The sequence below is a fragment of the Rhizobium sp. AAP116 genome (assembly GCF_001295785.1).
Taxonomy (GTDB): Bacteria; Pseudomonadota; Alphaproteobacteria; order Rhizobiales; family Rhizobiaceae; genus Allorhizobium.
On the sequence record NZ_LJIB01000005.1, the window covers coordinates 52624 to 71319 of the forward strand.

16 protein-coding genes are annotated in these 18696 nt (G+C 61.6%); 6 read left to right on the forward strand and 10 right to left on the reverse strand.

Translation table 11 applies throughout. The features are described from left to right. Positions 1-3: 3 nt before the first annotated feature. The 3 genes from IP85_RS05020 to IP85_RS22150 form a co-directional block, all read right to left on the reverse strand. Positions 4-642, reverse strand: a complete 639-nt coding sequence (locus tag IP85_RS05020) for an exopolysaccharide biosynthesis protein (RefSeq protein ID WP_054148585.1) — start codon at positions 640-642, stop codon at positions 4-6. A gap of 78 nt (positions 643-720) precedes the next feature. Beyond that, complete coding sequence (locus tag IP85_RS05025; RefSeq protein ID WP_054148586.1) at positions 721-990, reverse strand: hypothetical protein; 270 nt, start codon at positions 988-990, stop codon at positions 721-723. Between the two features lie 11 nt (positions 991-1001). Continuing rightward, entirely contained in the window at positions 1002-1169 is a 168-nt protein-coding gene (locus IP85_RS22150) for a hypothetical protein (RefSeq protein ID WP_156322738.1), read from the reverse strand. Between the two features lie 131 nt (positions 1170-1300). On the opposite strand from IP85_RS22150, the gene IP85_RS05030 reads away from it, so the two are divergent. Beyond that, entirely contained in the window at positions 1301-1480 is a 180-nt protein-coding gene (locus tag IP85_RS05030; protein ID WP_054148587.1) for a hypothetical protein, read from the forward strand. A gap of 71 nt (positions 1481-1551) precedes the next feature. Here IP85_RS05030 and IP85_RS05035 read toward each other — a convergent pair whose 3' ends face one another. Next, complete coding sequence (locus IP85_RS05035) at positions 1552-2655, reverse strand: DUF475 domain-containing protein (protein ID WP_054148588.1); 1104 nt, start codon at positions 2653-2655, stop codon at positions 1552-1554. Between the two features lie 337 nt (positions 2656-2992). Between IP85_RS05035 and IP85_RS05040 the strand changes: the two genes are divergently transcribed. Beyond that, positions 2993-3433, forward strand: coding sequence for a DUF1810 domain-containing protein (locus tag IP85_RS05040; RefSeq protein WP_054148589.1), 441 nt, complete (start codon positions 2993-2995; stop codon positions 3431-3433). Here IP85_RS05040 and IP85_RS05045 read toward each other — a convergent pair. From IP85_RS05045 to IP85_RS05065, 5 genes are all read right to left on the reverse strand, one after another. Beyond that, entirely contained in the window at positions 3430-3846 is a 417-nt protein-coding gene (locus tag IP85_RS05045; protein WP_054148590.1) for an OsmC family protein, read from the reverse strand. The two genes, IP85_RS05040 and IP85_RS05045, sit on opposite strands and share 4 nt — an antisense overlap. A gap of 62 nt (positions 3847-3908) precedes the next feature. Further along, positions 3909-4310: a hypothetical protein gene (locus tag IP85_RS05050; protein WP_082347587.1), complete on the reverse strand. Its 402-nt coding sequence runs from the start codon at positions 4308-4310 to the stop codon at positions 3909-3911. Positions 4311-4397: 87 nt separating this feature from the next. Next, on the reverse strand, positions 4398-6485 hold the full coding sequence (gene pbpC / locus IP85_RS05055) for a penicillin-binding protein 1C (protein WP_054148591.1): 2088 nt from the start codon (positions 6483-6485) through the stop codon (positions 4398-4400). After that, complete coding sequence (locus IP85_RS05060; RefSeq protein ID WP_054148592.1) at positions 6485-11929, reverse strand: alpha-2-macroglobulin family protein; 5445 nt, start codon at positions 11927-11929, stop codon at positions 6485-6487. The genes pbpC and IP85_RS05060 overlap by 1 nt, the downstream gene beginning before the upstream one ends. A 105-nt stretch (positions 11930-12034) precedes the next feature. Further along, a complete protein-coding gene (locus IP85_RS05065) occupies positions 12035-12955 on the reverse strand; it encodes a LysR family transcriptional regulator (protein ID WP_054148593.1) in 921 nt (306 codons plus the stop codon). Between the two features lie 97 nt (positions 12956-13052). On the opposite strand from IP85_RS05065, the gene IP85_RS05070 reads away from it, so the two are divergent. Further along, complete coding sequence (locus IP85_RS05070) at positions 13053-14240, forward strand: acyl-CoA dehydrogenase (RefSeq protein WP_054148594.1); 1188 nt, start codon at positions 13053-13055, stop codon at positions 14238-14240. A gap of 244 nt (positions 14241-14484) precedes the next feature. Continuing rightward, on the forward strand, positions 14485-15492 hold the full coding sequence (locus IP85_RS05075; RefSeq protein WP_054148595.1) for a hypothetical protein: 1008 nt from the start codon (positions 14485-14487) through the stop codon (positions 15490-15492). A gap of 9 nt (positions 15493-15501) precedes the next feature. Here the strand turns inward: IP85_RS05075 and glgX are convergent, their stop codons facing one another. After that, positions 15502-17580: a glycogen debranching protein GlgX gene (glgX, locus tag IP85_RS05080; RefSeq protein ID WP_054148596.1), complete on the reverse strand. Its 2079-nt coding sequence runs from the start codon at positions 17578-17580 to the stop codon at positions 15502-15504. 138 nt (positions 17581-17718) lie between these two features. Here glgX and IP85_RS05085 point away from each other — a divergent pair, with 138 nt between their 5' ends. Then, on the forward strand, positions 17719-17910 hold the full coding sequence (locus IP85_RS05085; protein WP_054148597.1) for a DUF3008 family protein: 192 nt from the start codon (positions 17719-17721) through the stop codon (positions 17908-17910). Further along, positions 17907-18695 (forward strand): SDR family NAD(P)-dependent oxidoreductase, encoded by a 789-nt coding sequence (locus tag IP85_RS05090; RefSeq protein WP_054148598.1) that lies wholly within the window; start codon positions 17907-17909, stop codon positions 18693-18695. Before IP85_RS05085 ends, IP85_RS05090 begins: the two co-directional genes overlap by 4 nt. Position 18696 lies beyond the last annotated feature (1 nt).

The following is an 18696-nucleotide window of genomic DNA, read 5'->3' on the forward strand; positions in this document are numbered from 1 at the left end:
TTTTCACGGGCCGACAATCGAGCCCAGTCCCCAGGCCGCAGCATAGACGAGGCCGCCGGTCGACCCAAGTGCGATCACGCCAATGCCCAAACCCAGGATCGTCACCAGACCGTCCCGCTCCATGAGGCCAAGCGCGATCATCACGAGGGCCGCCACGGGAAGCATGTTGCCGAAAGGGATCGGTAGCGCGACGGCGATGGCAAGCAAAAGAACGGGTAGGCCAAGAAATGCCTGAGCACGTGGTCCGGCGAAGCGCCGCAGGCGGTTTTTGCGCAGGAGAGTTTCCACGCGCGCCACGAGGGGCGCCGTGTAGCGAACCATGAGTTCGATCGTTCCGCCGGAAACCTGCCGTCGTCCCAGAAATTGCGGCAACCAGATGCGTCTGAAACCCGCGATGATCTGGAGCGAGATGATCGCGAGGCAACTCCCGAAGACGAGGCCAAACGGACCGGGGATGGGAGTGAGCGCCGGAAGAGAGAGGATCAGGATTGCAAAGGCGATGCTGCTGCGGCCCATGGCCGACATCAACTCATCCAGGGTTACTGAACCCGCTTCGGCGACATGGGCTCGAAGCCTGGCCAATCGTCTGGATGCCACCCCGCCCTCAGCAGTGGTGCTGTCTAGCGGCGCGATTATGGTCATGGGTTTGGCTCTCCTGTAACCGCCAAGATGTAGGAGAGCTTTTGGTCGACGCAAGATCGCCTGCCCGCATTTGGTCGGCTACTGGCGCGTCGCGATTAGCCGGACCAAAGCGCGGAAGCTTTCGACGTCGCCGTCCGCCTTGTCGAGGAGGTCGATCGGAAAGAGGACTGCCTTCCGGTTGGCGTCGGAGAGCGAGGACGTTTGCAGATCCTGTTCCGCCGCTTGCCGGGCCTCTGCCATCGCTTGATGAAGGTCATCCGGGTCGAGCAGGCCCTTGTCGATCATGCGGCGGACAAGAGCAGAAATCGCGAGATAGAGACCTTCAAGCTGAGGATTGGCTGTGTTCATGGTGATTGCCTTCAATCTATCCGACGCTTGGAATCGAGATCTACGCCCTGTTCGGTTGGTTCGTCCTCAAGGTCTGCCTTTTCGTCTCGTTCGGACAGTTCCAGGCGATCGCTCCTGGTGTCGTGCTCCTCGCGTGGCGTCTGATGGCCGTGCGCTTCGGTGGTCTTTGCGGTGGTCATGCGGGCTCTCCTCCACTTCACATGCATATCGAACGTCGTCGTCCGTCGTCGGTTCCGGCGCGGTCGTGTCGAATGGGCGGAACCTCGGCGCTTGTTTGCAGGTTTCCAATGTCCCAGCAAAGGAGACATCCATGACTGAAGAGATCGAACATTCGCGCAAGCGGCAAGTCGAACAGGACAAGTCTCACGCGGAAGACATGCCGGCGGCCGGTCCTCACGACAAGAAGGAGCTGCAGGATCCGATGAAGACGCCGGGCACGGGATCGCTGCCGGAGATCGGATCGCAAAAGACGGATCTCGGCCCGGAGTGACACTTCGCGCATCCGAACGACAAAGGCCGGCGCGAAGGCCGGCCTTTCTCACTTTTCTCAAACGCTCTCGGTCAGATATTCTCGGCGACGCTTTCGCCGGAGAGACGTTCTTCTTCTTCCCGCTCTTCCCGATTGTACTTGATCGAGGACCACAGCGAGATGCCGATGAGTGCAGCACCGCCAAGACCGGTGATCACTTCCGGGATGTGGAACAGTGTCTGCACATACATGATCACCGACAGGATCAGGATGGCGTAGAAGGCGCCGTGTTCGAGGTATCGATATTCGGCGAGCGTGCCCTTTTCGACGAGCATGATGGTCATCGAGCGCACATACATGGCGCCGATGCCAAGGCCGATCGCAATAATGAAGAGGTTCTGCGTCAGTGCAAAGGCGCCGATGACGCCGTCGAAAGAGAAGCTGGCGTCCAGCACTTCAAGATAGATGAAGGCGCCGAGGCCACCCTTGGCCGCTTCGCTCATGGCACGCTGCGAGGCGTCGAGCAGACCGCCGAGAACTTCGACGGCGAGGAAGGTCACGAGACCATAGATCGCCGAATAGACGAAGGTCGTCGCCTCTTCGCCGTCAAGAAGATTGGAGAACAGCAGGATCAGGAGCAGCACGAGCGCAATCTCGATACCCTTGATCGAGGCGGAGCGCGCCATATGACTTTCGAGCCACTCGATCCAGTGGATGTCCTTCTCCTGGTTGAAGAAGTAGGTGAGGCCGACCATCATCAGGAAGGTACCGCCGAAGGCCGCGATCGGCAGATGCGCATCGTTCATGATGCGCGCATATTCCGCGGGCTCGCGGGCGGCGAGGATCACGGCTTCGATCGGGCCGATCTGCGCCGCGATCACCACGATCAACAGCGGGAAGATGATGCGCATACCGAAGACGGCGATGAGGATACCCCAGGTCAGGAAGCGCCGTTGCCAGACGGGCGTCATGTCCTTGAGCTTGTTGGCGTTGACGATGGCGTTGTCGAAGGACAGGGAGATTTCAAGCACGGCCAGGACCGAGCAGATGAAGAAGATGGTCGCCATGCCGGAGATTGTGCCGCTCATCTGCCATCCGAGAACGGCGCCGAGAAGCAGGCCGATCGCCGTGACGATGAAGGCCCAGCGGAAGTAACCGAGAGTGGAATTGCCACTCGTTGCTGCTGCGGTGCTCATGTGCGGTCCTCCAGGCTGGAGGAGACGAAATTAGGGGAGATGCGAAGCGTCCTGCACGCCTTCGCATGAAGCATGATCCAAGTGTTCATTTTTCTAGAATCCGCCGGCTGAAATTTGCTGGCGGTACCGACATCACGAGAGCGCCGTAAACTCTCGCCAGAGGGGCCCGGCACCAGGTTTGGGCGCGGTGATGCTGAAATCACGGCGCCTCACATTCTTGTTAACGAACATTGGTCCGACGTCAAGAATTAAGGCGGATAGGGCGGATTAGTTGATCGTATCAGGCATTGGCGATGGCCTGCCCGACCAGCGTTAAGGCAAGAGGAGCAAGGCACAGATGGCTGGAGATCATTCTCTCGTCGACCTCGAGCGCTTCGTCGAAGCGCAGCGGGAAACTCACGCACAGGCGCTTCGGGAATTGCAGGGCGGCCTGAAGCGCAGTCACTGGATGTGGTTCATCTTTCCGCAACTGGCGGGGTTGGGCCGATCGCCGATTGCCCAGCGATTTGCCTTGAGGTCGCTTCATGAGGCGCGTGCCTATCTCGCGCATCCTATCCTCGGAGAGCGCCTGCGTACGGTCACCCGGGCCGTGCTGGCGCATCCGGACCGAAGCCTTTTGGAGATTTTCGGTCAACCCGACGACATGAAGTTCCGATCATCCATGACGCTGTTTGCGGCCGCTGCCGATCCCGACGACGCTGCGATCTTCCGCGAGGCTCTCGACGTGTTCTGTGGCGGAGAACCTGACGCAATCACGTTGCAGCGTCTCGCCGGTTAGGCGGAGCTGATCAGTAATATGGGGCGAATCGAGAGGCTGTTGCTGACGGTGCAGATTTCCTCGGCGCGGTGCGCAATCCTCGACTGATCATGCGGATCGAGAGTGCCCTCGAAAGCCAGTGTCACGGTGATCGAGGCGAAACGCGAGGGCTCGTCCGAGGCCTTTTCCCCTGTCACCCCGACCTGCAGCCCCTCGAACTCATCGGTGAGGCCCAGTTCGCGGGCGGCGATCCGCGTGCTCATGCTCATGCAGGCGGCAAGCGATGCCAATAGCAGGTCGAGGGGGTTGAATCCGGCCTGGGTCGGCCTGGTCACGATTTCAAGCTCACCGCCGGTCGCGGATCTGATAACGGGATAGCCCCGTCGCCCCAATATGGCTGTCGCGCCGATCGGGCGGCTCCTCAGATCTGCCATTCCAATCCCCATTCTGCTTTATGGTTCAGAATAGGGATCGATGCATGGCGCGACAAGCTGTGTCAGATGCTGTTGCCTATGCGCGCCGTGCCGGTTTCGCCGTTGTCGCGAATCCATTTCAAGCGCTTGTCACCGGTGCGGATCAGTTCGAAGCACATCGGCGCCCCCTTGTACCAGCTGGTAAATTGCTGACAGAGGCGGTCACCGTTGATCCACCATTTGCCTTTGTCATTCGGCTTGGCGAAGCGGCCGAGACCTAGGGCTTCGCCCGACCCATCCACCTGACCGTTCGGACGATAGTTCAGCGGAAATTCCCCACCAAAGGGCACGGCGAGGTAGATGCGCTTGCCGATGATTTCTTCCTTGATGGTGGAGGCGGTAAAGCGCTCGTTCGCCATCGCTGCCGGGGCGATGAGCGCGATCGTCAGGAGCGTGATCAGTCCGGCACGCATGCTGCTGGTCATAACGAAGATCTCCCGTTCAAAATGGGTTAACGGGATCGTCTACGCGAGCCGTCCTGCGGTGGATCACGGCTGCCAGCAACAGGCGTGTCAATTCCGGACGAAGACATTGACTGAAGCGGCTCGCCCTTCCGCATCGATCACGGTCAGGGTCGATTGCCCTATGCCTTCGGGATGCCATTCGCCGGTTCTGCGGCGCGTGGATTCACGCATCGGTTTGCCATCGACGAGCCACCGAAAGGGCGCGCGTCCGGCTTGCATCTTCATGACGACAGGCAAAGCCTCGCCATCCGCGCCCTTGCCGCGTTCGAGAACCGAACCTTCCAGGGGATAAACGATCCGTGGTGGCCGCTCGCGCGCGGAAACCGCAATCAGGCCATTGGATTCCAAGGAAAAGCGGCGAAGCGATTGCGGCAGGTCCGATGCGGCGATGCGGTTCGCACCTGTCGGGGCGCGGGGCAGGGCCGTTCCGGCAAGGCCGGATTTGGCAAAGGCTTCGAAGAGGATCGGGGCTGCCGTCTGATAGCCGGATATGCCGGGGACGGCGGCATTGTCTGGGCGACCGATCCAGACGCCGAGCACATAACGACCGTCATAGCCGACCGACCATGCGTCGCGGTACCCGTAGCTGGTGCCGGTCTTGTAGGCGATGCCGGCGGGCGGGCTGCTGGTTGGAGGCAGGACGTCGCCGAGGACGTCTGCCACCGTCCAGGCGGCTGCGGGTTCGAAAAGCGACTCTTCGTCAACAAGTTCGGCCTTGTCGCGGATGCCGTCGCCGAGCCGGACCGGCTGTTCGCGATTTGCGAGACCGGCATAAAGCTGCACGAGATCCTTCAGCGTGATGCCGGTGCCGCCAAGCGCGATTGCGAGGCCTGGCGCTTCGTTGGGGGGCAGTTTCAGGGTGACCCCGCCGCGTCGGAGGCGAACCATCAGGCGAGACGGACCGACGGCGTCAAGAAGACGCACGGCCGGCACGTTGAGCGACAGCTGCAGAGCCTGTCGGATGCTGACATCGCCCTGATACTGCATGTCGAAATTCTTCGGGCGGTAGCCGAAGAAGTCGGCCGGGCGATCCTCGACAATGGTTTCCTGAGCCACCAGCCCCTGCTCGAACGCGAGGCCGTAAATGAAGGGTTTCAGCGCCGAGCCGGGGGAACGCTCGGCGCGTGTCATGTCGATCCAGCCGGAGCGGGAGGCATCGAAATAGTCGGCAGCTCCAACTTCTGCGACAATCTCGCCGGTGCTGGCATCGGCCATCAGCAAGGCGAGCGAGACCTTGGGATCGAGCTTGCGGCCCGCTTCGAGCGCCACTTTTTCCAGGGTCTCCTGTACAGGCCGCAGGATGGTGGTCTGGTGGGTGCTGATCTCGGGTGCCTTGCGCCGTGCGGCTTCGGCGAGATGGGGCGCCAGCGCCGGCAACTGCCTGCGCATAGACGGGAGGGATGCGTTCAGCGCGAGCTCGACCTCCGTCTTGTCGACGACTTCGGCTTCGCGAGCGCGTTCCAGGACCCGCTTGCGCGCTTCGTGTGCGTTGTGGCGGTAGCGGTCGGGGCGGCGCTTTTCCGGCAGTTGCGGCAGGGCGACCAACAGAGCGGCCTCGGCAGTCGACAGCCGCTTCGGCTCCTTGCCAAACCAGGCGAGGCTTGCTGCGCGCACGCCTTCCAGATTGCCGCCATAGGGGGCATGGGTCAGGTAGAGATTGAGGATCTCGGTCTTCGACAGACGCCGCTCCAACTGGATCGCGCGGGCGATCTGGATGAGTTTGGCGGTCAGCGATCGCTCGCGACGAGGCTCGATCAGGCGGGCGACCTGCATGGACAGGGTGGATGCGCCCGAAACGATGCGGCCGTTGGCGGCCAGTTGCCAGGCGGCACGTCCCAGCGCCATGAGGTCAACGCCGTGATGGTCCGCGTAGCGCTTGTCCTCATAGGCGATCAGCATGCGGATGAGAGCAGGGTCGACGTCATCGACTGTTGTTTCCAAGCGCCAGAGGCCTTCTTTCGTGGCAAAGGCACGCAAGAGCTGGCCGTCGCGATCGAGAATTTCGGTCGAGACTGCGCGCGCTTCCTCCAGCGGGGGAGGGTAGTTTCTGTCAGCCCAATCCAGCGCAGCGACCGAGGCAGTGGCCGTGATGGCAGCCACCCCCAAGCTTATACCGATGCGCCTCAGGCGGCCCATCAGGGTGCCGTCGAGACCGTCATCGCACCGGCTGCCGTGCGCGCCGACAGCTGCGGACGATACATGTCTTCGACGTTCGCGGCCGGCAGGTCGTAGGTACCAGGCGTGACGGCGCGGACGACGTAAGCCAGCGTGATCGTACCGTTTTCGCCCTCGCCGCGATTGACGGCAGCCACGAAGCGATCGCTGCGGAATTCGAGATGCGCGGTCTCCGTCTGGCCGATCCAGTCGAAGTTGGCGAGCGCTGCGCTGTCGACCAGGCTCGGATTGTCGATCTCGAAGCCCGCCGGAAGCAGATCGGTCACCAGCAACTGGGCCGGCCAGTCATCCGCTTCCGTCACTTCCAGCACCACAACATAGCGTTCGTTCTGGATGACCTCTGTGATGTTGGCCTCTTCGCCGGTCAGGCTGTAGTAGGTCTTGTTGATCTCGAAGCCTTCCCCGCCGGCTGCCGGTGGCAGGGCCGGGGCTGCGACCGTGGTGACCGCAGCGCTAACGGGATCAAGGCCGGTGTTGGTCAGCGTCAGCGGCGCCTCTAGGAGTGCGTCGCCCGGGATCGTGGCCGCATAGGCGCCAGTCTTTTCGGTACCATTGACCTCAAGCTTCAGCCCCTCGTCATCCTGCTGGAGTGCGCGGGCGGCTAGCAGCATCCAGGTCTGTTCCTGGGTGCTGAGCGTCTGCTTGGCCTTCCACTCGTCGGCCACGACCTTTGCCAGGATCGGGACGACAGGCGGAACCGGACGGCTTTCGGCGGCAAGGGCCAGAACACCAGCGGCATCGCGAAGCGCCGAGCCATAGTCGGAGCGGGAGAAGCTGACCGGTGTGAGGCGGGCCTGTTCGCTCATGCCGGCCGCATCGAGGAAGACGGCGTTGGCTCGTTCGCTATCACCGTAGAGAGACAATGCCGCTGCCAGATGCGCTTTCGACAGGGGTGTCGGGAAGTCGCCTAGCATCGTGTCCGCGTAGTAGCGAAGGTCACTCAGCGAGGCCTTGCGGCTGCGTGACAGCACGTAGAGAGCATAGGCGATCTCGTTGCCGCGCGTGCGGATGTCGTTGTCATAGGCGATGCGGTTCTGCAGGTTCTGCAAGGCCTGGACGAGAGCTTCCTCCGGCACGTCGAAGGTCTGTTCGCGGGCGCGGGTCAGGAAGTCGGTGACATAGGCGTCGAGCCAGAGGCTTTCGGAACCCGGTGCCCAGAGGCCAAAGGAGCCACTCGACGATTGATAGGCCAGCACGCGCAGGATGCCGTCCTGGATGCGCTTGTTGATTGACTCGTCCTCCGGCAGGCCGGAAAGCTTGGCCAGTTCATCAAAGTATAGAAGCGGCAGCGCGCGGCTGGTCGTCTGTTCGGCGCAGCCATAGGGATAGCGGTCAAGGGCCATCAACAGGCCCGGAATGTCCAAGCCATCGGCGCGAGCGACATTGAGGCTGACGGAGGCTCCCTGCAAGAGGCTGTCTGCGAGCAGGTCGCCGTCGACGGTCAGGCTCTTGCCGGGTGCGAGCGCAATGACCTGACGCTCGGTGATCGGCAGCGTTGCTGGGCGTACGGGAAGATCGAGAGACTGGGAAATGGCTATGCCGTCTGTACCTGTGAGCGCGATGTCAATCGCGCCGTCGCCGGGTGTGTTGGCAGTGAGCGGCAGGGTTACGGTGGTGGTTTCACCCGCCGTCAGCGTGACCTCCTGGCTTTCCGATCCTCCGATACTGACGGGACCGTTGCCGTTGACGGCCAGCGTGTAGGTGCCGGATGGAGCGTCCGTCGCGGCGATGTCCAGACGAAGACTGCTTTCGTCCTCAGGGGCGAGGAATTTGGGCAAACTCGACGTCACGACGATCGGATCTCGTATGATCACGTCCGCCTCGCTGTGACCGACGCCGGTCTTCGACCAGGCCCAGGCCATGATACGCGCCGTGCCATTGAACTGCGGGATGTCGAAGGAGATCATCGCCTTGCCTTCGGCATCGAGCTTCACCGGACCTGAGAAGAACGCCACAAGCTTTTCGCGCGGTGGATTGCCCTGCAGGGCAACCTGGCCGCCGTCACCACCGGTGCGCAGGCGTCCGGTTGCGCCCAGCGAGCCATCGATCAGACGGCCATAGAGGTCGCGCAGTTCGAGACCGAGGCGGCGCTGGCCGAAGTAGTAGCTTTCCGGATCGGGTGTCTCATAGCGGGTGAGGTTGAGAATGCCTACATCGACGGCGGCGACCATCACATAGGCCTCCTCGCCGATGCCAGCGCCGGTCACTTCCACCGGGATTTCCAGGGGCTGGCGGGGCAAGGTCTTTTCCGGTGGCGAAAGCTTGATGGCAAGCTTGTCGGCGCCCGGATCGACGGCGAGCCAGGCAATGCCGATTGCACGCGCCGGCATGCGGCTTTCCTCGGCATCACCGGGGCGGAAGAGGGTCGCGGTCACATAGGCCCCGGCGCCGAAATCCGCAGTAACTGGAATTTCGATTTCCGTGCCGGTCGCCGGGACTTCGGCAACCTGCGTCGAAATCAGGGCATCGGTGCCCGAGGTAACGATAACCTGGCCTGCGAAACGCGGCGAGATCTTCAGCTTTGCGGTATCGCCGACCTTGTAAGCCGGCTTGTCGAGGCCAATCTCGAGTGCGTCTGGCGTTTCGGTAGAGCTTGCTGTGACAAACCAGCCGGCATCGAAGTCGACGCTGGTGACGGCGCCGCCCTGCTCGACTTCCAGACGATGGGCGCCCCAGGTCACCGGTGTTGAAAGTGGTGTGCCTTCCGCTGCGATATCGACGGTGCCGTCGGCCACGAGCTTGGTCGTGGTGATCGGCTCATAGCGCCAGGAGGAACCATCGCGATACCACTGGTAGTTCCGCTCCAGCTTGATCAGCTTCCAGCTCGCGCCGGCTAGGGCCTGGCGCTCGCCATCAGAGCCGAGCGCGATCAGGTTGAAGGCGGCATTCGAGTTCTCGGAGACCTCGCCTTCGAATTCCGGCTTGATGCCGATGACGGGTCCTTCCGGCGTGACGGGAAGGGTTAGCTTGCGCTCGACCGCGCGGCCTCCACTTTCGCGCAGACGCAGGACAATATCCGCGTTCAGGAGGCGTGTCGTCGAGGGCAGATCGGTCAGGGCAACCTCGATTTCGGCGAGGCCATCGTCATCCAGCGCGTCCAGCCCTTCGAGCGGCAGACGCATGTCTTCGATGCCCTCCTCGTCCGAAAGGCCGAAGCTGTAACGGGGAAAATCGGGATGGCTGGTCGTCGGGCGGATCACCACCTCGCCTTCGAGCGTCAGGCCGGCTGCCGGCGCGCCATAGAGATAACGGCCATCGGCCGACACGGTAACGGCTTCGTCTATAGAGATTGCCCCGGCTTCGCTCGAAAGTTTCAGGTCGAGCCGGTCCGGCACGAAATCGTCGACCAGGAATGTCGACCGAGCGATGGCCGGCTTTTTCGGGTCGGTGTGGATGGCGACTGTCCAGGTGCCACGCATCGCATTGGCAAGGATCGGCAGGTCGACGGCATAACCACCCAGCGTTTCGCTTGACACCGCGAAACGGCGGAACTCGACCCCGTCGGGTCGCGAAAAGAGGAAGGTCAGCGGCAGGCCGGAAATGGCGTCGGCATTGGTGTCGCGGGCCAGCGCCGCCGCGTGCACGGTTTCGCCCGGGCGGTAGATACCGCGCTCGGTCCAGGCGAGGATATCGACCGGGCCCGGTGCCGAGCGACCGGTGACGCCGCGGTCGGAGAGGTCGAAGCCGGCACGGGTCATGTCGAGGAAGACGTTGTCGTCAGCATCGCTGCGGGCCGCAATCACGGCCGGAGCGAGCGCTGCGCCACCGCGCACGAGGCCGGCGTCGAAACGGGCCCGGCCTTCGGCGTCAGTTGTGGCGGTCGCCAGGATCTCGTTGTTCTTTGCGATCAGCTGCAGCTCGATATTGGCAAGTGGGCTGGCCGATGCCAGCGAGCGTGCAAAGACATGCAGCCCATCGGTGCCGGCAAAGGTCGAAAGGCCGATATCGGAGACGACGAACCACTGCGTCGCGCGGCTGTCCCAGTTCTCGTTCACACCAGTCGGGGAGACCGCAGTCATCACATAGATGCCGGGCTTGCGGGTCGGCAGGGCCTCCTGCAGCGGAATGCTGGTAACGACCTCCCTGTTCTGCTCGTTGGCAATCTCGACTGAACCCTGCCAGACAAGTTCGCCGATCTCGTCCTTCACGCGGCCGGCGGTGTAGCCGTCCATCTGGGTGAGAAACTGCGAGGCGGCGAGAAGCGGGGCGATGTTGCGGTCGCCGATCCGGTAGAGTTCGAGATTGGCGCTTTCGCTGTTGATCGAGACGAGCGGAATGCCCTGGCGCGCGGATGATGGGAGAACGAAACTGTCGCCGGTAAAGCGTACGGTCGATGCGCGGTCACGGACATAGAGCTCGAGTTCGACCGGGGCTTCCAGGTTTTCGTCGACCGAGGAGGGGAGGCCGGCGCGGATTGCGAGGCGATAGCGCCCGCCATGCTCCAGGCCCTCGACGCAGATCTGGTTGTTTTTTGCTTCCAGCGCCTTCGGCGTCTTGCCGTCAAGCGTGACGAAGGACGAGTAGTCGACGCCGCGCTTGACCAGAGGTTCGGAGAACTCGACGCAGGCGCGCGGCGAAGCGCTGTCGGAATCAACAGTGTTGTTGACGACGCGGAAACCCTGGCGGGAGCGCAGGTCTTCGAAGGCGGCGCGTACTTGCGCATTCGACGCGAGTTCGAGGCTTGCCTTGTAGGCGCTGAGGGCCGGACGCCAGTTCTCGCTGTTCTCAAGGGACTTCGCCAGCGTGGCGAGCGCCTCGGCGCGGGTGGAGGCGCCGCGGGTCAAGAGATAGCCGTTGATCGACGCCATCGCGCCTTCGTTGGCCATGCCGTAATTGTTGATGACGGTATTGGCCATCCGGGCCATTTCGAGCCAGAGTGCTTCGTCGTCTGCATCGATCGCCAGCGCACCCTTCAGGGACAGAATGGCGTAGTCGATGTTGCCACTTGCAAAGGAGGCGCGCCCTATTTCAATCAGCGAGTCCCGTCCCAGGCCCTGCTGTTCGGCTGCAATGACAAGATTGCTGCGCTGATTGCGGGCTTCCGATTTCAGGTAGTCGGAGACGAAGGTCAGCGCCGGCGGAGCGCCGATGTCCTCTTCCGCCGTCTGAACGACGATGCGGCCCGCGATCGCGCCCGGGAAGCTGTTCAGCTGGTCATAATCGGACTTCAGGAAGCACCAGTTGACCTTCGGATTAAAAGTGAAGGCGCGGCAGGAGGCGTCTCCGATGCAGCTCGCCTCGCATTCATCGATGGAGACGTTCTTTTCGGTTCGCAGGTCGAATCCGAAATAGTCCGCATCGTCAATGCGTTCGATTGTCCTGATATCCTGCGCGTAAGCTGAAGGGGATAATGGCAATAGAGCCAGCGCGACTGTGAGCAACGCCGAAAAACGGTTCGTAAACATGGTCCCCTCCAAGCCTGATCATGGCTTCGGAGGTTAGTCTTTGCTCATGACGGAGGCTTGTCAATCGGCACAGGACACACCCTACGAGTCATTTCTTGGTGGTCTTCAAGCACTCGCGGGGCGTCGCTCGCTGAAGCTTCTTGCCTGTTCGATGATCCAGGTGGCAAAGGTGCTGGCCGGCCCATAGGCCATCTTCGAAAGCGGGCGGACGAGGTAGTAGGCGCTTGCGCTTTTCACCTTATGATCCCAGGCGCGGACCAGCTGGCCACTCGCCAGCTCCGGCTCGATCAGGAATGTCGGGACGAGCGCGATCCCCAGGCCCGCGTGACAGGCCTGGACGACGTTGGAGAATTGCTCGAAGCGCATGCCGCCTCCGCGGCCCTCGCTGATGCCGAGGCTGGAAAACCATTGTTCCCAGGCCCGTGGACGGGACGCCATGTCGAACAGCGGCTTGGACAGAAGGTCTTCCGGCCGGTTCACCGGGTTGGCATCGAGAAAGGCCGGACTGCAGACCGGCACCACCAATTCATGCATCAGAAACTGGCAATCGGTGCCTGGCCAGTTCGGTTCACCGATATGGATCGCGGCATCGAGACCGGAGCCCTCGAAATCGAACTGGCCGATGCGGGTGGCGAAGTCCATGATGATGGCCGGATTCTTCGCGAGGAAGTCCGGCATGCGCGGCATCAGCCAACGGGTGCCGAAGGTCGGCAGGATGGCGAGACGCAGATGGGTGTCATCGCGGGTTGCCATGGCCTCCAGCGACAGCGTGCGGATCGTGGCCAGCGCATCGCCGATACCCTTGGCATAGGTGCGGCCGATGGTGGTCAATTCGACACCGCGATTGGTTCGCTCGAAAAGCTTGACGCCGAGCTGGTCTTCGAGAAGGCCGATCTGGCGGCTGATCGCGCCTTGTGTCAGCGCCAGCTCGTTGGCGGCGGCCGAGAAGCTACCAAGCTTGGCGACGGAATCGAAGGCGGCGAGAGCACTCGTCGATGGCAGGAAGCGGCGTTGATGTGTGAGCATGCGATATGAATAGACCTAATAGCAACATGAGTAAACATGGGTTGAATTGCACTCCGACATGAGCAATCTGGGATAACGAAACAAATGGATGAGACCGATGAGCGAGATGCGACCCTTTTCCTGGAGTGACCCCTTCCTGATGTCCGAGATCCTGAGCGAGGATGAGCGGATGATCCAGGATGCGGCAGCGGCCTTTGCAGAAGCCGAACTCGCGCCGCGCGTCGCCGACGCCTATCTCGGCGAAACGGTCGAGCCGGAACTCTTCCGGCTGATGGGCAAGGCTGGCCTGCTTGGTGTCACCCTGCCTGAAAAATACGGCGCTGCTGACGCGAACTATGTTTCCTATGGCCTCGTCGCACGTGAGATCGAGCGCATCGACTCGGGCTATCGCTCGATGATGAGCGTCCAGTCCTCGCTCGTCATCTATCCGATCTATGCCTATGGCTCGGAGGAGCAGAAGGACAAGTATCTGCCGGGTCTCGTCTCCGGCGAACTGATTGGCTGCTTCGGCCTGACCGAGCCGGATGCCGGCTCCGATCCGGGTGGCATGAAGACGCGCGCCGAAAAGATCGAGGGCGGTTATCGTCTGCGTGGCTCCAAGATGTGGATCTCCAATGCGCCGATCGCCGACGTTTTCGTCGTCTGGGCGAAGTCGGAAGCGCATGGCGGCGAAATCCGCGGCTTCATTCTCGAAAAGGGCATGAAGGGCCTGTCGGCGCCAAAGATCGGCGGCAAGCTCTCGCTGCGTGCTTCGGTCACCGGCGAGATCGTCATGGATGGCGTCGAAGTCGGCGAAGATGCGCTGATGCCCAACGTGTCGGGTCTCAAGGGTCCATTCGGCTGCCTCAACCGTGCTCGTTACGGCATTTCCTGGGGCGTTCTCGGCTCTGCGGAGGATTGCTGGCACCGGGCCCGCCAGTATGGCCTCGACCGCAAGCAGTTCGGCAAGCCGCTTGCCGGCACGCAGCTCTTCCAGAAGAAGCTTGCCGACATGCAGACCGAAATCTCGCTTGGTCTGCTTGCCTCACTCCGCGTTGGCCGCCTCATGGACGAACACCAGTTCGCGCCCGAGATGATCTCGATCATCAAGCGCAACAATTGCGGCAAGGCACTCGACATCGCCCGCATGGCTCGCGACATGCACGGCGGCAACGGTATCCAGATCGAATACCATGTGATGCGCCATGCGCAGAACCTGGAAACCGTGAACACCTATGAAGGCACGCATGACGTGCATGCCCTGATCCTTGGCCGCGCCCAGACCGGCATCCAGGCCTTCTTCTGATCGCTCTTTCGAACTCAAGCAGTCCGGCGTCCCTGACTATTTATGGGTTTGGGCGCCGGACTGTCGCATTCTTGCGTCGCTCCCAGAACTCAAAGATTTCAGCTTAAACATTCATATACTTGTCGGCGGCTAGAAACACATTCAGAAGCCGCGATGTTTGCTTTATGCTGATATTTGGCGATTCCTGATCTATCAGGCAGGATGGCCTTTGCTGTATGCTACGGCCGGTTGTGGAGGACGCGTCATGTATGCTCTAACAGTGCTCGACCACTCTGCGCTTGCAGTGTTCCGGAGTGAACACCCCTGGCTGGAATTCCCTGATGCGATCTTAGAGGTCTGCATATACTTCGACGACAATGGCGGACCGACCCGGCTGACGGCTCTCAAGGTAGGGCCCAATGGCCAGACCGCGGAAGCCGATGTCGACACGTTTGGTGTCGATACCGTACTCAGTCTGATCCGCTATGCGCCGCAAGGGGCCGCGAAGCACGAGGAATCTCCAGAAGAGCGTCATATCTGGGCACTCCTCGAAGAGCTGCCCGTTGCCGACGGCTCTCGTCCCGTCGAAGTGGTGGAGGCGGAGCGGGCAGCCAAGCTGCAAAACGCCTATGCCATCCTGCAGGATATCGCCCAGGACAAGCTCCGCAGCCTGTTGGCCTCCGCTCGAAGCCCGCGTGAGACACAGCGTCTCACCGATGCGATCAACGCGCTTCCGGAGCGTCTCGAAAAGGTAGACGACAGCCACAAACCGCAGTTTCTGGAGATCGACCTCTGGCGTTTCGTTGCCGTTCTCCGGGACGAGCTTGCAATGCCTGCCGACTATGAAATCACAGCCGGCCGAGACGATGAGCTGATGTTGAGGGACGTCATCGAGCAGGCCGAGTCAACGGCGCTATCCGGGCCGGTCATTCAGGCGCTTTTCGAATTGTCGCCGGTGGCCTTCTCCATTTCGAGCATCGGCCAGAAGAGCTCGCGCTATATCCGGGTCAATCAGGCCTATCTCGATCTCGTCGGCAAAAGCTGGGATGAGATCGGTGGAAACGAAATGATGGCTTCTGGCATCGTGTCGGGGAGTGAAGCGCGTGCCGAGCGTCTGATGCTGCTGGACCGTGACGGTGGCTATGCAGGCATGCGAGGTGAAATCCATGACGCAGCCGGCAATATGGTCCCCGTCATGATTTCTGCCCGGCGCATTTCGGTCGCCGGACAGCTTTACGATTTCGAGGTGCTGCAGCGCGCCTCGCGGGATTGACGGCAAGGATCAGGCGCGTCTGAGCAGCGCAAGCGATCGTGCCTGCAGCCTGAACGCCTTGCCTTCTTCCGCGATATCGCCGTGCCGCTCCACATCGAAGGTCGTCAGCTCGAGTTGCCAGTTCCCGCCGCCGGTTTCAGGTAGGACGAAATCAATGTCCTCGGCGACCGGATTGAAGAGCAGGAGCGCCTCCGGCCAAACACCCTCTTCCGCCTCCAGATCAGGTCGCCGGAGCCTCAGCGCCAGCGGGTTTCCATCGAACCAGTGTTCGGGCTCCTGATGGCCGCCTTCGACATGGTACCAGTCGATAAGCATCCCATCGCGCCAGTTCGAGCGACGCAGAAGAGGTTGCGCCTTGCGAAGATCTATCAGCCGGCGGGTGAATTCCCGCAGATTCTCGCAGGACTGCGGTAGGTCTTCCCAGTGCAGCCAGCTGATCTCGCTGTCCTGGCAATAGCCGTTGTTGTTGCCCATCTGCGAGCGGCCAAATTCGTCGCCCGCGAGCAGCATGGGTGTGCCGTGCGAGAAAAACAGTGTTGACAGGAGATTGCGCTTCTGACGGTCGCGGATCGCATTGATCTCGGCATCGTCCGTCGGACCTTCGTGACCGTAGTTGTGGCTGCGATTATGGTCGTGGCCGTCGTTGTTGTCCTCGCCATTGGCTTCGTTGTGCTTCTGGTCGTAGGACACGAGGTCGTTCAGGGTGAAGCCGTCATGGGCGGTGATGAAGTTCACGCTCGCCCAGGGGCGACGGCCGCGCAGGTCGTAGATGTCGCCTGAGCCTAGCAGGCGGGCGGCAAAGTCCTGAGAGGTGTTGTCGGCGTTCAACCAGTATTCACGGGTCGAGTCGCGATACTTGTCGTTCCATTCGGCCCAGCCCGGCGGGAAGCCGCCGACGTGGTAACCGCCGGGGCCGATGTCCCAGGGCTCGCCGATCAGCTTGACCTTGGAGAGAACGGGATCCTGGCTGACGGCGTCGAAGAAGCCGCCGCGCTGATCGAAGCCTTCCGGTTCCCGGCCGAGGATCGTACCTAGATCGAAGCGGAAACCGTCGACATGCATCTCCTCAGCCCAGTAGCGCAGGCTGTCCATCACCATCTGCAGGACGCGCGGGTGGGACGTATTCACCGTATTTCCCGTGCCCGTGTCGTTGATGTAGTAGCGGTGATTGTCCGGCATCGTTCGGTAGTAGGAGAAATTGTCGATGCCCTTGAAGGAGAGCGTCGGGCCGAGTTCGTTGCCTTCGGCCGTATGGTTGTAGACGACGTCAAGGATAACCTCGATGCCGGCATCGTGGAACGCGCGGACCATGTCGCGAAAGCCCACCAGACCTTTGGGACCGTAGTAGCGGCTCGCGGGCGAGAAGAAGCCGATCGTGTTGTAACCCCAGAAGTTATGAAGCCCCTTGTCCATCAGGTGGCTATCGTCCGGGAAGGCATGCACGGGCAGGAGTTCGATCGAGGTGATGCCGAGGCTCTTTACATAGTCGACGGCCGCCTTGTGGCCGAGGCCGTCGAATGTGCCCCTGAGATTGTCAGGGATCGCGGGATGCAGCTTGGTGAAGCCTTTGACATGGGTCTCGTAGACGATCGTGTCGGACCAGGGGATGCGGGCGAAGCCGTTTGAAATGCGGTTCTCATTCGGATCGATCACCCGGCATTTCGGCGAGCATGACGCGCTGTCGAGCGTGTTGAAGGTGAGGTCCTTCTCTTCCGCATCCAGGTCGTAGCCGAAATGAGCCTTCGACCAGGCGAAATCGCCGACGATTTCGCGCGCATAGGGGTCAAGGAGTAGTTTGTTCGGATTGAAGCGATGACCGTTCTCCGGCTCATAGGGCCCGTGGACACGGTAGCCGTAAAGCTGTCCGGGGTGCACGCCCGGGACATAGCCATGCCAGACTTCGTTTGTGTATTCTGGAAGCTCAAGCCGGGCGATTTCGACGCTGCCGCTCTCGTCAAAGAGGCAGAGCTCGACACGTTCCGCATGGGCTGAAAAGAGAGCGAAGTTCGTGCCCTCTCCATCGAAGCACGCGCCGAGACTGTGCCATTCGCCCGGCGTGACATGAAAATGCGTGCTCTTGGCGTCCATCTGATCCTCTGATGTCTGGAGTTGCGCAGCTTAATTCCCGAGCGCGATGCTTTGTTCCAAGCCCCTCTCCGGCTGGAACTTTCGGCCCCTTTGCCGGTTTGCCTCGCATCGAAATCGGATGAAACAGGAGGTGTGCAGATGCCGGCGAAATCGAAGGCGCAGCAGAAGGCGGCTGGTGCTGCACTGGCCGCCAAGCGGGGTGAGGCTAAGGTGTCCGATCTCAAGGGCGCGTCGCGCAGCATGGAACATAGCATGAGCAAGAAAGAGCTCGAAGAGCTCGCCTCAACGAAGCGTCAGGGCAAGCCCGAACATGTCGAGGGCAAGTCATGAGGCGCGGCGAACTCGACGGGAAAACCGCCCTGGTAACCGGAGCGGGTTCCGGGATCGGCAAGGGGGCTTCTCTCAATCTGGCAAAGGGTGGTGCCTTTGTCGGTCTGCTGGGGCGGACACGAGAGGAGTTGGACGAGACGCTCGCGGAGATCCGCGCAGCCGGCGGCGACGGGATGGTCCTGGTCGCCGATGTGAGTAATCATCAGGAGATGGAGCAGGCGCTGACGCGACTGACCGACGAGCGAAAGCGGCTGGACATGGTTGTTGCGAACGCCGGGATCAACGGCACCTGGGCGCCGATCGATGACCTCAAGCCCGAGGAATTCGACAAGACGATCGCGATCAACCTGCGCGGCACCTATCTCACGCTGCATCATGCTGTGCCGCATATGAAGAAAAATGGCGGCTCGATCGTGGTGATCTCCTCGATCAACGGAACCCGGACGTTCACCTCACCGGGTGCAACAGCCTATTCAGCGACCAAGGCCGCCCAACTTGCCATGGTGCAGCAATTGGCGCTCGAGCTCGGCCGCCATGGCATCCGGATCAATGCAGTTTGCCCGGGCGCGATCGAGACCGAAATCGACGACAACACGCATATTCGCAAGAAGGATCAGACCGAGGTGCCGGTGACCTTCCATGACGGCGACATTCCTTTGACGGGCGGGGAACCCGGCACGATAGAGGAAGTGGCCGATGTGATCGGCTTTCTCGCGTCTGATGCATCGCGCCATGTGACCGGAACGCCGATCTGGGTCGACGGTGGCCAGAGCCTGCTGAGGTAGG

What these genes read in the sequence shown, in the direction of transcription:
- IP85_RS05040 (WP_054148589.1), top strand. Translation starts at nt 2,993, where the DNA reads ATGGCTGGAGATCATTCTCTCGTCGACCTCGAGCGCTTCGTCGAAGCG.
- pbpC (WP_054148591.1), bottom strand. Translation starts at nt 6,485, where the DNA reads ATGGGCCGCCTGAGGCGCATCGGTATAAGCTTGGGGGTGGCTGCCATC.
- IP85_RS05060 (WP_054148592.1), bottom strand. Translation starts at nt 11,929, where the DNA reads ATGTTTACGAACCGTTTTTCGGCGTTGCTCACAGTCGCGCTGGCTCTA.
- IP85_RS05085 (WP_054148597.1), top strand. Translation starts at nt 17,719, where the DNA reads ATGCCGGCGAAATCGAAGGCGCAGCAGAAGGCGGCTGGTGCTGCACTG.
- IP85_RS05065 (WP_054148593.1), bottom strand. Translation starts at nt 12,955, where the DNA reads ATGCTCACACATCAACGCCGCTTCCTGCCATCGACGAGTGCTCTCGCC.
- IP85_RS05075 (WP_054148595.1), top strand. Translation starts at nt 14,485, where the DNA reads ATGTATGCTCTAACAGTGCTCGACCACTCTGCGCTTGCAGTGTTCCGG.
- IP85_RS05025 (WP_054148586.1), bottom strand. Translation starts at nt 990, where the DNA reads ATGAACACAGCCAATCCTCAGCTTGAAGGTCTCTATCTCGCGATTTCT.
- IP85_RS05035 (WP_054148588.1), bottom strand. Translation starts at nt 2,655, where the DNA reads ATGAGCACCGCAGCAGCAACGAGTGGCAATTCCACTCTCGGTTACTTC.
- IP85_RS05050 (WP_082347587.1), bottom strand. Translation starts at nt 4,310, where the DNA reads ATGACCAGCAGCATGCGTGCCGGACTGATCACGCTCCTGACGATCGCG.
- IP85_RS05070 (WP_054148594.1), top strand. Translation starts at nt 13,053, where the DNA reads ATGAGCGAGATGCGACCCTTTTCCTGGAGTGACCCCTTCCTGATGTCC.
- IP85_RS22150 (WP_156322738.1), bottom strand. Translation starts at nt 1,169, where the DNA reads ATGACCACCGCAAAGACCACCGAAGCGCACGGCCATCAGACGCCACGC.
- glgX (WP_054148596.1), bottom strand. Translation starts at nt 17,580, where the DNA reads ATGGACGCCAAGAGCACGCATTTTCATGTCACGCCGGGCGAATGGCAC.
- IP85_RS05030 (WP_054148587.1), top strand. Translation starts at nt 1,301, where the DNA reads ATGACTGAAGAGATCGAACATTCGCGCAAGCGGCAAGTCGAACAGGAC.
- IP85_RS05020 (WP_054148585.1), bottom strand. Translation starts at nt 642, where the DNA reads ATGACCATAATCGCGCCGCTAGACAGCACCACTGCTGAGGGCGGGGTG.
- IP85_RS05090 (WP_054148598.1), top strand. Translation starts at nt 17,907, where the DNA reads ATGAGGCGCGGCGAACTCGACGGGAAAACCGCCCTGGTAACCGGAGCG.
- IP85_RS05045 (WP_054148590.1), bottom strand. Translation starts at nt 3,846, where the DNA reads ATGGCAGATCTGAGGAGCCGCCCGATCGGCGCGACAGCCATATTGGGG.